This is a genomic window from Agromyces sp. GL_144 (genome assembly GCF_057834305.1).
Genome location: NZ_CM174399.1, coordinates 1,239,731 through 1,253,895, shown reverse-complemented (window position 1 = coordinate 1,253,895; position 14,165 = coordinate 1,239,731). Strand labels below are relative to the sequence as shown.

The 14,165-nt window shown below is 72.3% G+C and carries 12 protein-coding genes; 5 read left to right on the top strand and 7 right to left on the bottom strand.

The genetic code is table 11. The features are described 5' to 3' along the window. Window positions 1-110 precede the first annotated feature (110 nt). The 5 genes from AC3IPY_RS05595 to AC3IPY_RS05575 all read left to right on the top strand — a co-directional run bounded on the left by AC3IPY_RS05595 (window position 111) and on the right by AC3IPY_RS05575 (window position 6,331). Window positions 111-1,349: a polysaccharide pyruvyl transferase family protein gene (locus AC3IPY_RS05595; protein ID WP_489187248.1), complete on the top strand. Its 1,239-nt coding sequence runs from the start codon at window positions 111-113 to the stop codon at window positions 1,347-1,349. Between the two features lie 139 nt (window positions 1,350-1,488). After that, window positions 1,489-2,049, top strand: coding sequence for an acyltransferase (locus AC3IPY_RS05590; RefSeq protein WP_489187247.1), 561 nt, complete (start codon window positions 1,489-1,491; stop codon window positions 2,047-2,049). Then, window positions 2,046-3,266: a glycosyltransferase gene (locus AC3IPY_RS05585; RefSeq protein ID WP_489187246.1), complete on the top strand. Its 1,221-nt coding sequence runs from the start codon at window positions 2,046-2,048 to the stop codon at window positions 3,264-3,266. Before AC3IPY_RS05590 ends, AC3IPY_RS05585 begins: the two co-directional genes overlap by 4 nt. A gap of 354 nt (window positions 3,267-3,620) precedes the next feature. Beyond that, a complete protein-coding gene (locus tag AC3IPY_RS05580; protein ID WP_489187244.1) occupies window positions 3,621-5,138 on the top strand; it encodes a sugar transferase in 1,518 nt (505 codons plus the stop codon). A 35-nt stretch (window positions 5,139-5,173) separates the two neighbouring features. After that, window positions 5,174-6,331 (top strand): glycosyltransferase, encoded by a 1,158-nt coding sequence (locus AC3IPY_RS05575; RefSeq protein WP_489187243.1) that lies wholly within the window; start codon window positions 5,174-5,176, stop codon window positions 6,329-6,331. On the opposite strand, the gene AC3IPY_RS05570 is transcribed toward AC3IPY_RS05575, so the two are convergent. The 7 genes from AC3IPY_RS05570 to AC3IPY_RS05540 are packed head-to-tail and all read right to left on the bottom strand — an operon-like array spanning window position 6,280 to window position 14,046. After that, window positions 6,280-7,233, bottom strand: coding sequence for a glycosyltransferase family 2 protein (locus AC3IPY_RS05570; protein ID WP_489187242.1), 954 nt, complete (start codon window positions 7,231-7,233; stop codon window positions 6,280-6,282). The genes AC3IPY_RS05575 and AC3IPY_RS05570 overlap by 52 nt on opposite strands. Before the next feature lie 30 nt (window positions 7,234-7,263). Next, window positions 7,264-8,214, bottom strand: coding sequence for a glycosyltransferase (locus AC3IPY_RS05565; protein WP_489187241.1), 951 nt, complete (start codon window positions 8,212-8,214; stop codon window positions 7,264-7,266). Further along, window positions 8,211-9,086 carry an SGNH/GDSL hydrolase family protein gene (locus AC3IPY_RS05560; RefSeq protein WP_489187240.1) on the bottom strand — a complete coding sequence of 292 codons (876 nt, stop codon included), beginning with the start codon at window positions 9,084-9,086 and terminating at the stop codon, window positions 8,211-8,213. Before AC3IPY_RS05560 ends, AC3IPY_RS05565 begins: the two co-directional genes overlap by 4 nt. Further along, on the bottom strand, window positions 9,083-10,732 hold the full coding sequence (locus AC3IPY_RS05555; protein WP_489187239.1) for a lipopolysaccharide biosynthesis protein: 1,650 nt from the start codon (window positions 10,730-10,732) through the stop codon (window positions 9,083-9,085). Before AC3IPY_RS05555 ends, AC3IPY_RS05560 begins: the two co-directional genes overlap by 4 nt. Next, entirely contained in the window at window positions 10,729-11,589 is an 861-nt protein-coding gene (locus AC3IPY_RS05550; protein WP_489187238.1) for a glycosyltransferase family 2 protein, read from the bottom strand. Before AC3IPY_RS05550 ends, AC3IPY_RS05555 begins: the two co-directional genes overlap by 4 nt. Then, window positions 11,586-13,199 carry an O-antigen ligase family protein gene (locus AC3IPY_RS05545; protein WP_489187236.1) on the bottom strand — a complete coding sequence of 538 codons (1,614 nt, stop codon included), beginning with the start codon at window positions 13,197-13,199 and terminating at the stop codon, window positions 11,586-11,588. The genes AC3IPY_RS05550 and AC3IPY_RS05545 overlap by 4 nt, the downstream gene beginning before the upstream one ends. A 7-nt stretch (window positions 13,200-13,206) precedes the next feature. Continuing rightward, window positions 13,207-14,046, bottom strand: a complete 840-nt coding sequence (locus AC3IPY_RS05540; protein ID WP_489187235.1) for a hypothetical protein — start codon at window positions 14,044-14,046, stop codon at window positions 13,207-13,209. Window positions 14,047-14,165 lie beyond the last annotated feature (119 nt).

The following is a 14,165-nucleotide window of genomic DNA, read 5'->3' as shown; positions in this document are numbered from 1 at the left end:
ACGGCTTGCTCCCCGTGCACCCCCAGGCCAGGGGGCGGCATCCGGGTGTGGATATGCTGTGCGCCTGTCAGCGACCCGCGCTGCATCCCACGCCACCGGAAGGATCCTCGATGGCCGCACTCGGCGCACTCCGGCAACGCCTCTCCCAGCCGCTGCGGGCGCCGGGGCTGCTCGCCGCCGCCGACCGCGTGCTGCTCGCCCGGCGGCACGTCGCCGGCGTGCGCGACGGGGAGCACCACGTGCTGCTCGCCCCGGCCGGCGGCGGCAACATCGGCGACCAGGCCCTCGTCGAGGCGTTCATCGAGAACGTCTCGGGGCGCGTGAGCGTGATCTGCCGTCGGCCGGCCGACTACGCGATCGACGACGAGCGGGTGCGGATCGTGCCGCTGCTCTCGCTCGTCTACGGCGATCTCGTCGGGCACGCCCGCGACGTGCGGGCCTTCAGGGCGCTGCTGCGCACGGCGACCTCGTTCTCGGTCGTGGGAGCAGACGTGATGGACGGCGGCTACGGGTACCGGGCGTCGGCGAACCGCGCGAACCTCGCACGCCGCGTCGCCGAGGTCGGCATCGATGCGAGGGTGCTCGGGTTCAGCTGGAACGCGGCACCGCATCCGACCGCCGCGCGCGCCGTGCGCGAGGCCGCCGCGCACGGCGTCACCATGGTCCTGCGCGACCCGAGGTCTGCGGCGCGGGCGCGGGCCGACGGCATCGCCCCCGTGGCCGACGGCGCCGACATCGTCTTCCTCGCCGGCAGCGTCGATGCCGAGAGCGCCGCGGCGTGGGCCGATCGCGTGCCCGGCCCGCTCGCACTCGTGAACTTCTCGGGCCTGGTGCCGTCGGGCGGCGGCCTCGAGCCGTACCTCGAGGTCGTGCGCACGCTCCGGGATCGCGGCCACGGCGTGCTGCTCGTGCCCCACGTCTCCCGGCCCGGCGCCGACGACCTGCCGCTCTGCCGCGCCGTCGCCGAGCGGTTCGCCGACGACCCCGGTGTCGTGCTCGTCGACCGGCTCCTGACCCCGGCCGCGATCCGCGGGCTGACCGCGCGGGCGCGGCTCACGGTCACCGGCCGCATGCACCTCGCGGTCATGAGCCTCATGCACGGCGTGCCGGCGGTGACGGTGGCCACGCAGGGCAAGGTCGAGGGGCTCATGGACCTCTTCGGCCTGCCGCAGCTGTGCGTGGCGAGCGATCGCCTGGCCGAGGACCTCGCACCGGCCGCCGCGGCCACGGCCGATGACGCCGACGCGCTCTCGCGCACGATCGCCGAGCGGCTGGGCGAGGTGCGCACGCTCGCCGGTCGCAACCTCGTCGGCCTGCCGCGAATGGAGCGGACTGTTACCTCCGGGTAAACAATCGGGTCGCGGCCCTCGCTCCGACCCCCGTGAAGGTTACGCTGAGCGGGCTGGCGACTCGGCCGAAGACGGACGCTCGATCGACGTACTCGGACTCGGGCACCAGGTCGGGGTTCCGCCACATGGGGAGGCGGATGTGAACGGTCTGGACCTGATGCTGCTCATGCAGCGGGCGCGCGACGCGATCTTCTCGAGGGTCGCGTCGACGGGCTTCGCGAGCTTCGGCGCCCGAACGCGGATCCTGCTCCCGTTCCGGGTCGGCAACGCGCACCGCATCGCCGTGGGTTCCGACGTGCTCATCGGCCCGGGCTCCTGGCTGATCGTCCCGCGCCTCGACGGCCCCACGCCGACGATCGTCATCGGCGATCGCGTGCGCATGAACCAGACCTCGATCTCGGCCGTGCAGAGCGTCGTCCTCGAGGACGGCGTCGCCATCGCCCGCGGCGTGTACATCTCCGATCACACGCACGGCTTCGACCAGCCCGACGTGTTCATCCGCGACCAACCGCTGGACCGGGTCGCCCCCGTCCGCATCTGCCGGGGGGCGTGGATCGGGCAGAACGCCGTGATCATGCCGGGCGTCACGATCGGGGCGGGCGCGGTCGTCGGCGCGAACTCGGTCGTGCGCGAGGACGTGCCGCCGCGCAGCGTCGTCGCCGGCGCGCCGGCCAGGGTGATCAGGGAGCTGGCCGCGTGAGCGAGCACTCCGACGCCCCCTACGCCGTCTCCGACGAGCGATCCGAAGCGGATGCCGCGGGCCGGCCGATGCCGCCGACCCCGGCCGACTACGTGTTCACGTTCAGCTACGAGACGTATCCCGACGCCGTGCGCCGGGGCATGATGCGCCCGCCCGACCGCATCCTGTCCAGCCTCATGCGCAGCCCCGAGGTGCGTCGGCTGCTCGTCGCCGATCCGTTCCGCTGGCTGCCGCGGGTCGCGGCGGCCCCGCTGCTGGATCGCGACGTGCGGTTCCCGTCCGATGCGCGCGTCGGCTATCACCGGCCCGCGAGGCTGCGGCGGGGGGACCCGGTCGACCTGCCCGGCATCGCGGCGGAGTACGCCCGCTACGACCGGTCGCTCGAACGCGCCGCCGGCCGGCTGGGCCTCGTCTCCCCCAGCGTGCTCACGACGAATCCGCTCGTGGCCGGCTTCGCGCCGTTCGGCTGGGCGTCGGGCGCGACCTTCTTCGCCCGCGACGACTGGTCGAGCTCCCCGGCGAGACGGGCCTACTGGCCGGCGTACCGGGAGGCGTACCGGCGCATCGGGGCCACCGGTCGCCCGGTCGCCGCCGTGTCGGCCGAGATCATCGATCGCATCGCGCCGACGGGCCCGGCGATCGTCGTGCCGAACGGCGTCGAGCCCGACGAGTGGCTCGGGCCGCTCCCCGATCCGCCGGCGTGGTTCGCCGAGATCCCCGGTCCGCGTGCGGTCTACGTGGGCACGCTCGACTCCCGTCTCGACGTGCCCGGCATCGCGGACCTGGCCACGCGCAGACCCGACGTGCACGTCGTGCTGCTCGGCCCGCTGCCCGATCCCCGGTACGTCGCGAGCCTGCGTCCGTTCGCGAACGTGCACCTGCACCCCAGCGTCGCCAGGGCGGAGCTCGTCGCGACGCTGCGCAACGCCGACGTGTGCCTGCTGGCGCATCGCCGCACCCCGCTCACCGAGGCGATGAGCCCCCTCAAGGTCTACGAGTACCTCGCGGCGGGCGTGCCGGTCGTCTCGATCGACCTTCCGCCGGTGCGCGGCATCGACGACCGCGTGCTGCTCGTCGAGGGCGTCGCGGACTTCGCCGACGTGGTGGACTCGGCGCTCGGCCTCGGCCGCACCCGCGAGGCCGATCGCCTCGACTTCATCGACGCCAACTCGTGGTCCGCGCGGCACGAGATGGTGCTCGCACTCGCTCGTCCCTGAACCGCGTCACCCGGTATCCGAGCGATCCCGCCCCCGTTCGGGGGGCGCGCACGAGCCGTTTGTGTCGGGGGTGTATCGACCGCCTGAAGAGGCTGTGAACAGCGTGCCCCACCGCTTCCGGCGAGCCCCCTCGGCTGCTTTGATCGCCGCAGAGCGCGTTTCGATGTCGTCGGCTTCTCCAGCCGGACACACGGCGGGGGAAGCCGAGGGACCGCTCCACCCGAATCACCCGAATCACCCGAACCACCCACAGGCGACGACCGCCTAGCCAAGCACCCGTTTCACCTTGCGGGCACCGGCGGTCGTCCGCGACGCCGGTACCGCTGAACGCCGACTGACGTCCGAGGGGGTCCGATGTCCAGTGAAGCCGAACCGATCGCACGTCTCGGCATGCCGACCGAGCGCCTGCTGGAGCGCGCGTCGACGGTCAAGCAGCGCGTGGTCGCGCAGCCGCGACGGCTTGGCTGGCGGCACCGGCTCGTCTTCGCGCTCTCGGTGACCGACGCCGCCCTCGTGCTCGGCGCCCTGCTCGTGGCCCAGCTCCTCCGCTTCCAGACCACGGGACTGCGTGCGTCGACGCCGCAGGCGGACCTCGCGTACCTCACCCTCACGGCGGTGATCGCGGTCGGATGGCTCATCGCGCTGTCGGCGACGAGGTCGCGCATGCTGCGCAACATCGGCACGGGCATGGTCGAGTACCAGCGGGTCGTCAACGCCACCTTCCTCACGTTCGGCACGCTCGCGGCCGTCGCGTTCCTGTTCCAGATCGACATCGCCCGCGGATACCTCGCCGTGGCGTTCCCCCTCGGGCTGGTGCTGCTCGTGCTCGGGCGCATGACCTGGCGCTGGGTGCTGCATCGCATGCGTCGTTCCGGCCGGTGCACGACCGGGGCGATCATCGTCGGCCGGCCAGACGACGTGGCCCGCGTCGTCGCTGAGCTCCGGCGTCAGTACCGCGTGGGCTACCGCGCCATCGGCGCGACGTACGCGGGATCGTCGCGATCGAGCGTGCGGGCCGCGGTCGACCTGCCGGCCGTCGAGTTCAAGGACCTCGCGGCCACCTCCAAGCGCACCAGGACGCGCGCGGTGATCGTCGCCGGCGACCTGCCGGGCGGCAATGCCACGATCCGGCGCCTCGGCTGGGACCTCGAGAACTCCAACACCGAGCTCATCCTCGTCTCCAGGCTCACGGATGTCGCGGGTCCCCGCATCCACCTCAGGCCGATCAGCGGGCTGCCGATGGTGCACGTCGACCTGCCGCAGTACACGGGCGTCACGCACGCCGTGAAGCGGATCTTCGACGTGGTCGTCGCGGGCGGGCTCCTGTTGCTGCTGCTGCCCCTCATCACCGCGATCGCGATGACCGTGCGCCTGTCGAGCGTCGGCCCCGTGCTGTTCCGCCAGGAGCGCGTCGGGGTCGGCGGGTCGCGGTTCACGATGCTGAAGTTCCGGTCGATGGTCGTGGACGCCGAGGCCCGGCTCGCCGAACTGGCGTCGCGCAACGAGGCCGACGGGGTGCTCTTCAAGGTGAAGGACGATCCGCGCATCACCCCGATCGGCCGCACGCTGCGCCGCTACTCGCTCGACGAACTGCCCCAGCTGTGGAACGTGCTCGTCGGCGACATGAGCCTCGTCGGCCCTCGGCCCCCGCTGCCGGCCGAGGTCGAGCGCTACGAGGAGGACGTCAACCGCCGCCTGCTCACCAAGCCCGGCATCACCGGGCTCTGGCAGGTCAGCGGCCGCTCGAACCTCACGTGGGACGAGAGCGTGAAGATCGACCTCTACTACGTCGAGAACTGGTCGCTCACGGGCGACATCGTCATCCTCCTGAAGACCGCGCGCGCGGTGCTCGGCAGCCACGGCGCCTACTGACCCCCGAACACCCGACGAGCAGAGCGGACGAGCACATGACCGGATTGATCGTTCAGGAATGGATCGAGGAGTCGGGCGGCGCCGAACAGGTGCTCGACGGCCTGCGCATGGCCTTGCCCCAGGCCCGTGTCGCCTGCCTCTGGAACGACGACCCGACGAGGTTCCCGCCCGACACCGTCGACGAGTCCTGGCTCGCGCGCACGCCGCTGCGCGGCAGGAAGGCGCTCTCGCTCCCGCTCATGTCGGGTACGTGGCGCCGCGGATGGGGCGAGCTCGAGCCCGAGTGGGTGGTCACCAGCAGCTACGTGTTCGCGCACCATGCCGGATTCGGCACGTCGCAGGGCGTGCCGAAGTTCTCGTACGTGCACACGCCGGCGCGCTACCTCTGGGAACCCGACCTCGACAGCCGCACCGTCGTGCCGCTCGCCGGGCTGGCCAGGGCGTACCTGCGGGGCATGGACCGGCGCGCGGCGGCGGCATCCGGTTCCCTGGCTGCGAACAGCGCGTTCGTGCGCGACCGCATCCGGCGCGCCTGGGACCGCGACGCACGCGTCATCCACCCGCCGGTCGACGCCGCGTCGATCGCCGGCGTGCCCGACTGGGCGGTGCACCTCACGCCGACCGAGCGGGAACTGCTCGAGACGCTGCCCGATCGCGGGTTCCTCATGGCGGCGTCGCGCCTCGTGCCGTACAAGCGCCACGACGCCGTCATCCGCATGGGCGCCCACCTCGGCCTGCCCGTCGTGGTCGCGGGCTCCGGGCCCGAACGCGAGCGACTCGAGGCGCTCGCGGCGACGGCGGCCGTTCCGGTGCACGTGCTCGGACGCGTCTCCGACGAGATGATGCGGGCCCTCTTCCAACGGGCGCTGGCGTTCGTGTTCTCGCCCGTCGAGGACTTCGGCATCATCCCGGTCGAGGCGATGGCCGCCGGATGCCCCGTGGTCGTGAACCGCGTCGGAGGGGCCGCCGAGTCCGTGGTCGACGGGGTGACGGGCGTGCACTACGAGCCCGACGACCCGAGCGGGTTCGCCGCGGCCGTCGACGCGGTGCGGGCGATCGCGCCGGATGCCGCACGCGCCCGCGCCCTGGAGTTCGACACCTCGCGCTTCGTCGACGAGGTGCGCGACTGGGTGTTCGGGGTTCAGGCCGTCGCCGGCTCGCGTCCGAACAGGGTGACCTCGGCCCGCGGGTAGCCCCCGAGCCAGTCGGCCCGGCGTCGCCAGACCGTGCGCCACGGCGCACGACCGCGCCGGGTCGCGGTCTCGAGCGCCGCGCGCATGCCCACCCCGGCGAGGAGCAGGCCGACGCCGATCGACGCACGGGTCGGCGACCAGGTCTTGCGGAGCAGGGTGACCTTGCCGGCCATGACCATGCAGCCCTTCGCCCCGCCCGCGTCGCTCGAGCCGCCGACCTCGTGCACGATGGCCGCGGCCGGCACGACGACCCGCCGCAGCCCGGAGCGCGCGGCGCGCAGGCTGAACTCGGCGTCCTCGCCGTAGAGGAAGTAGTCCTCATCCATGCCGCCGAGGCGCTGCCAGTCGCCCAGCCGAACGAGCAGGAGGCATCCGGTGATGATGGGCACCTCGCGCACGGTGTCGCGCTGCCAGCGCCCGAGCGACTCGGGGTCGAAGAGGCGCGTGCGCTTGAAGGCGGTCGAGGCCATCGTCGCGAACATCGCCAGCGACCAGAGGCTCGGCGCGCCCCAGCAGGAGCTCGGGTCCACGGTTCCGTCGGGCCGCAGCGTGCGCCCGCCGAAGACGCCGTACTCGGGGTGCACGCGCGCGAACGAGAGGAGCGCCTCGAGCGAGCCCGGCAACGTGATCGTGTCGGGGTTCAGCAGCAGCAGCCAGGTGCCGGTCGCCGCGCGCGCACCGAGGTTGACGCCGCGCGCGAAGCCGAGGTTCTCACCTGCCTCGATGACGTGCACCCCGGGGAATCGCTCGCGGAAGGCCTCGGCGCTCCCGTCGACCGAGCCGTTGTCGACGACGACGAGCTCGAGGTCGACGCCCGGCGAGGCCTCGATCACCGAGGCCAGGCACGCGCTCGTGGCCTCGCGCGTGTTGTAGTTGACGACCACGATGCTGAGTTCCGGCACGATGTTCTCCGCTCGCCGCTTCGTCCGGGCTCAGATGCTCACGGGCGCGAGGTCGTCGCGCCGGGTGACGCGGCGGCGCATCGCCTCGCGGAGGTCCTCGGGGGTGATCTCGTCGGCCGGCCGCACGATCGCGAGGCCGCGCTCGGCGAGGAAGGCCGCGAGGTCGTCCTGGTGGCCGTCGACATGCTCGCCCTGCGCGACGGACCGCGCCGCGAGCACGGGCACCTTGCCCGCGCTGAGCGCCGCGAGCGCGGTGCCGGTGCCCGCGTGCCCGATGACGACGTCGGCCTCGGCGAGGGCGGCCGAGAGGGTCGCGGAGGGCACCGTCGGGGTCGCGTGGATCGCGAGGCCCGAGACATCCGTCGACCCCGTCTGCCACAGCACCTCGGCATCGGCCGGAAGCACGCGGGCGGCCGAGGCGATGAGCCGGCGGAACCCGTAGTCGCCGTTGCCGCCCACCGTCACGACGGCGCGCTCCACGGGCCGCTCGACGGATGCGGCTTCGGGTTCGATGGCCTCGACGCGGAACCCGTCGAAGACCGAGAGCGCGTAGCCCCAGCGCTCCGACGCGCGGTTCGGGTACTGCACGTAGCGCCGCACCGACGGGATGCGGTCGATGAGCCTGCCCGTCGTCGAGAGGTCGGTGACGCGCGTCGCGGACTCGACGTAGCTGAACGGCACGCGCCGCAGCAGGGCCGGGATGAGCGCCGACAGCGCGATCTGCGCACCCGAGCTCACCACGCGGTCGACCCCGTGCTCCGAGAGGGCCCGGGTCGCGATGCGGGTGTCGCGCAGCACGCCCATGGTGTCCCTCGGCGGCCTGGTGGGCACGTGCACGACCTTCTGCCCCTCGAGGAGCGAACGGCTCTGCGCCGTGTCGTCGGTCATCCAGACGACCTCGTCGCCCGCCGCGATGCGCGGCGCGAGCATGTGCAGCTGGGCGAGGTGGCCTCCGGAGATCGCCACGAGCATGGTGGTCATCGCGTGCCCTTCTCGAGTGCGTCCCAGGCGATCCCGGCGATCACCCGCTGCCCGGCCGCCGACGGATGGAAGTGGTCGATGGCGGAGATCTCGTCGGTCGTGAACGGGTAGGCGTACACGGCGCCGTCGTCGTCGATGCAGCGCTCGGCGGCGGCGCAGACCCGTTCGATCGCCGCGTTGTACTCGAGCACCCGTGCGGCGACGGCGTCGCGGCGCTCGTTCGCCTCGGCGGAGTCGTCGTCGGCCGAGCCGAGCAGGTTCTTGCACGACGGGCTGCTGTTCCACGCCCGCACGGCAGCGGGGTCGCCGCGGCCGATCTCCCAGAGGTGGTGCAGGTCGGGCACCGAGAGCACGAGGATGCCCGCACCGGGCACGTCGGCGTTCAGCCTCGCGAGCAGCTCGCCGAGGCGGGCCTCGTAGTCGGCCGCCGAGGTCATCTCGGCGAGCGACGGCGCGCAGGCGTCGTTGCCGCCGAGCAGCACCGTCACGAGCTCGGGCTGCGCGGCGACGATCTCGTCGGCCAGGCGGAGCGCATCGGCGACATCGCCGCCGTCCTTCGCGGCGTTCACGACGGCGGGTTCGATTCCGGATGCCGCGGCCAGCCGCCTGGCGACCGAGTCGACCGCCGGCTCGCTGCCGCCCGACCACGATGCCGCCGCGCACTGCCCCTGCTCGGCGCAGGCGTTCACGCCGAGCGACACGGAGTCGCCCAGGATCCCGAGGGTCGCCACGGTCGGGAGCGCCGCGGGCTGCACCGTCTCGACGGGGGCGGTGGCCTCGGGCGGAGCCGCGGCACTCGGCGAGCAGGCGGCGAGTGCGACCGCCACGAGCACGGCGAGCGCGCCGCCGATGAGCTTCGAGGAGCGGGTCATGCGCCGGCCCCCCGTTCGGCGGAGGCGTCGGCGGTGCGCTTCGCGGCGGCATCCGTCGTGCCCGAGGCATCCGTCGTGCCCGAGGCATCCGCACCGCCCGAGGCACCGCCCGAGGCGCCGCCCGAGGTGTCGGCTGAGTCATCGCCCGAGGCATCCGTGGGGCTCTGGACCTTCGCCGCGGCCGGCTTGCGCACCTGCTTGACGAACCCGATGATGACGACGAGGTCGCGTCGGTAGGCCGGGATCGCGAGGCAGGCGAACAGGGGCACGACGCCCGCCGCGACCCCGAGCAGCAGCTGCACGATCGTCGGCATCGCGTCGGTGGCGCGCTCGACCGCGAAGGCGGCCCCGAAGCAGAGCGGCGCGAGCAGCACCGGCCGGAGGATCGGCCGGAGGATGTCGCCCACCCGCACGAAGGTGCCGGACACGGCGTAGTAGAAGCCGGGCACGAGCAGGAGGAGGCTCAGCAGCCCGTACACGAGCGCGAGCCCCTCGACGCCGGCCCACCAGAGGCCGAGGAAGTAGCCGCCGATGATGATCGGCCGGGTGATGAGGTAGTACACGAGCTGGCGGTGCGCCCGCCCGAGCGTGATGTAGAGCCAGCCGAGCACGCTGCCGATCGACTGGGCGATGCCGGCGATCGCGAGCAGGCTGAAGAGCGTGGCCGCCTGCTCCCACCCCGGCCCGAGGAGGATCGCGATCAGCGGCGACGAGACGGCCGCGGCGACCGCGTACACCGGGATCGTGAGGTAGCCGATGATCATGAGCGCCCCGCGCACGTACCGGCGGTAGCGGTCGCCGTCGTCCTGCAGCTTGCTCAGCACGGGCAGCGCGACCCGGCCGAGCGTGCCGTTCAGCTGCTGCATCGGCAGCAGGTAGAGCGCATAGGCCCGCGAGTACTGGCCGAGGGCGGCCGGACCCATCTGCTGGCCGATGATGACGTTGTCGGCGTTCTTGGCCGCGTAGTTCAGCAGCTGCACGCCGAAGATGCTGCCGCCGGTCGTGACGAGCGGCACGACCTCGCGCGAGATGTGCGGCCGACCGAACCTCGGTCGCGCTGCGACCCAGAGGGCGATGAGCCGGTACAGCTGCCCGGCCCCCGACATGACGACGAGCGACCAGACCCCCCAGCCGAGCGCCGCGGCGCCGATGCCCAGCACCACGCCGCAGAGCATCGAGACGACGTCGATGTTCGCGAGCGTGCCGAACCTGAGGTCGCGCTGCACGCGCGCCTGCATGGGCATCGAGAGCCCGTTGATGAGCAGGATCGGGGCGATCGCGAGGGTCAGCGGCACCAGCCGTTCCTCGTCGTAGAGCATCGCGATGAGCGGCGCGCAGGCGGCGATGATCGCCATGAGCCCGACGCCGAGGGCGACCGAGAGCCACATGACGCTCATCCACATGCGCTCGCTCAGCTGCCTGGCCTGGAGGATCGCGCCGGTCAGGCCGAAGTCGCGCACGAGGTCGGCCACGCCGACGATCGCCGTGACCATCGCGACGAGGCCGAAGTCCGCCGGCGTCAGCATGCGCGCCAGCACGACCGTGGAGGCCACCTGGATGAGCGTCTTGCCGCCGAAGCCGCCCATCGTCACGAAGACGCCGCGCGAGGAGGTGTGCGCGAGGCGGTCGGTGCCGGGTCCGCTCATGCGCTCACCCGGCTCGTGTCGTCGCGTGCCCAGTCCCGCGAGGCCTGGTCGAGCACCGCCCGCCTGGCCCGCAGGCGCGGCACGGTCGCGGTCACGCAGTACACCGCGAAGGCCGGCCAGAGCGACGGGCGTCTCGCGACGCGGCCGACGAGGTTCGACATGCGGTCTCCGATCGGTTCGTCGGAACGCAGCTGCGCGTCGTCGGGGAGCTCGAGGTTGCCGCGCGCGATGCGCGTCGTGCGGCGCAGGTGCGCGCCGAGCGTTCGCGCGCTGCGCACCGAGAAGACGTGGTCGTCGAGCGTGCCGCGCTCGTCGAGCTCGAAGAGCTGCTGCACGAAGCGGTCGTCGGCGATCACGTCGGGCCACGAGCCGAACCGCTCGCGCCCGGCCCGAGAGAGGGCGTAGACACCGGAGCCGATGTGCCCCGCGGTGCGATAGTCGGTCAGCTCCCAGATGCGGTAGTGCTGGCGCACCGCCCAGGATGCCTCGGACGTGTCGACCTCGAAGCGCGGCGAGGCGATGAGCGGGCCGCCCGGCCGGTCGAGCAGGTCGGCGAGCGCGAGCAGGGCCGACAGGTCGACGAGCACGTCGGCGTCGACGTAGGCGCGCGGGAACGCCGTGGCCGTGGCATCGCCGGCCTCGAGGGCCGCGATCTTGGACGCGGTGTCGATCTCGACGACCCGCACGAGCGGCTCGAAGGTGCGGGCGATGCGCACGGTCGCATCGGTGCATCCGTTCGCGACCACGACGATCTCGCAGTCGGCCGCGCGCGGGTCCTCCGCCAGCGCCTCGAGCAGCCGGGAGATGACCGCGGCCTCATCGTGCGCGGGGATCACGATGGACATCGTCGGACTCATCGCGCGGCCTCCTCGAGGTGCGACGCGTCGACGGGTGCGGGGTCGGATGCCGCGACCGGCGTCTTCGCGGCGGACGATCGCCTCGGCGCCTCGGTGAGGAGCCAGGCGCCCGCCGCGAGCAGCATGCAGAGGATGAAGAACGTCTGGAAGAAGCCGAACGCGTCGTAGAAGAAGATCGCGGCGATGTATCCCGAGATCGCCACGGCGATCGCGAGCGCGAGCACAGCGTGTTGTCGTTCGGCGGCCTGCGCGAAGGCGAAGCGCAGGAGCATGATCGGCGGCACGAGCAGCAGCACCGCGAGCCCGAGCACGCCGAGGGCGCCGGTCTCCATGAGCGTGCCGAGGAACTGGTTGTCGAGGATGAAGGCGTTGCGTTCGTCGCCGATCACGATGCGGCTGCCGAAGCCGCTGCCGAAGAACGGTTGCTGCTGCACGAGCGCCATCGCGGGCTCGAGGTCGGCCAGTCGCCCGGCGCCGCCCATGCCGGCCGAGGTGTACTGCGAGGCGACGAGCGAGTCGATGTCGAGGAACGAGAGCACCATCGAGTCGAACACCTTCGGGATCACGGCCGCCGCGAGCAGCATGACCGGCAGCGCGATCGCGAAGAGCACGCCGGCGACCCTGGGGTGGAAGACGAGCGTCACGAGGAACATGACGGCGAGCACGACGACCGCGGTGCGCGAGATCGCGGCCATGATGCCGCCGAAGAGCATGATGGTCGCGCCGCCGTAGACGATGCGCCGGTTGATCTCGTTGAGCGGCCAGGCCGCGTACTTCGCGAGGTACACCGCGAGCGGAATGAGGATGCAGAGCGCGACGGCGAGGGCGATCGGATGCTGCGCGGAGCCGAACGCCCTGGCGACGCCGGCGCGGCTCACGTCGCCGCCCTCGCGCAGGAGGGTCAGCGGCAGCACGTTGCCGAGCATGAGGAACAGGTTGAACCGCGAGAGCCGTTCGACGATCGCGAAGAACGAGACGAACACGCCGGCCCAGGTGACGAAGGTGATCAGGAGCATGACGTCGCGCTCACTGCGCATGAGCAGCCGGAAGGTGAAGAACACCGCCAGCATGAAGAGCATCTGGAGCGTGCCGCCGAGCGCGGTGCCGATGAGCGCCTCGTTCGCGAGCGTGGTCGCGTTGACCACGAAGGAGACCGCGATGGTCGCGAGGAAGATGCCGATGGGCCAGCCGAACGCGACCGGACGCCACCGCACGTCGGGCTTCAGGATGAGCGAGACGACGAGCGCGATGATGACGATGCCGAGCACGAGCCGATAGGGCTCGAGCTGGAACGGCAGCGGGATCGGGATCGCGTACCGCCGGGCGGGCACGAGCATGATGACCGCGGCCAGGCCGATGATCATCGCGTTCCAGGTGAAGACGTACCGCCGGAACAGCACGAGCAGCGCGAGGAGCGCGAGTGCGGCCGCGGCGATCATCGGCGGCATGAGCAGCACGGCGCCGAGGGCGCCGGCCGCGAGCACGGCCGCGGCGACGGCGACGCGGCGACGACTCGGCCGATCGGGCCGCGATGCGACCGGAACGGCGTTCCGGTCGAGGCCGCGAGCCGACTCGTCGGCCGCCCGCGACGTGCCGTGGGCGATGCTCATGCGAGCCTCAGTCCGCCCGGGTGCCGGCGCCGACGAGCACGTGCTGGTCGTCATCGGCGCCGATCTCCTCGATGGCGCCCGTGGTCGGCCTCGGATCGTCGCCGTTCGGGGCGGCGGTACGCGAACGACGGCGAGGGCGGTTGCGCTTGCCGCGGCCGGACCTGATCGCCGCGAGCACGAAGGCGAGGGCGACGAACGCCAGGAACACGGCGAAGCCGGTCGCCACGATCGGGATGGCGGGATTGCTCGTCTCGCCGGCGACGGCGGCGCCCGAGACGAGGACCTCGAGCTCGACCCGATCCTCGGGTGCGATCTGCTTGGCCTGCTGCTGCTCGGCGACGTACCCGAGGAAGACGTCGGTCGCCGTGGCGCTGAGCTCCTCGGCGCGGTCGGCCGTCGGCGCGGTGCCCACGATCTGCAGCACGGGCAGCTTGAGCGAGCCGGGGAACCGCTCGTCGCCCGCCGGCTGGGTCGTGCGGCGGATCGCCGTGATCGACTCGGTGTCCTCGTCGAGCGGGCCGGTCGTCGCCTCGACCTCGGCGCGGATCTGCATGCCCGAGACGAGGTACGCGTAGATCTGCGTCGCGGCGGCCAGGTCGAGCGGTTCGGGCGATGAGACGCCCTCCTCGATGGTCTGGCCCGGGATCTGCGACTGGAAGAGCGTGTCGTTCGGACTCGTCACGAGCACCGTCGTGCTCGCGGTGTAGGACTTGACCGCCCGCGACTGGATCTCGCCGTTCGTCACGGTGAAGCCGGCGAAGAACGCGGCGACGACGGCCACGACGAGGCCGAAGGCCAGCAGCCACTTGTAGCTCCACAACGTCTGGAGGTACTTCGGAGTCTCCATGTGTTCGTTCCCCTCGGATTCGCGACCGGACGGCCCGGATGCTTCGACGTGCCCCCGTACCGATCACTCGGAACCCGGTGCGCCGTCGCAGATGAGATGGAGAACACTTCGTCACGTTC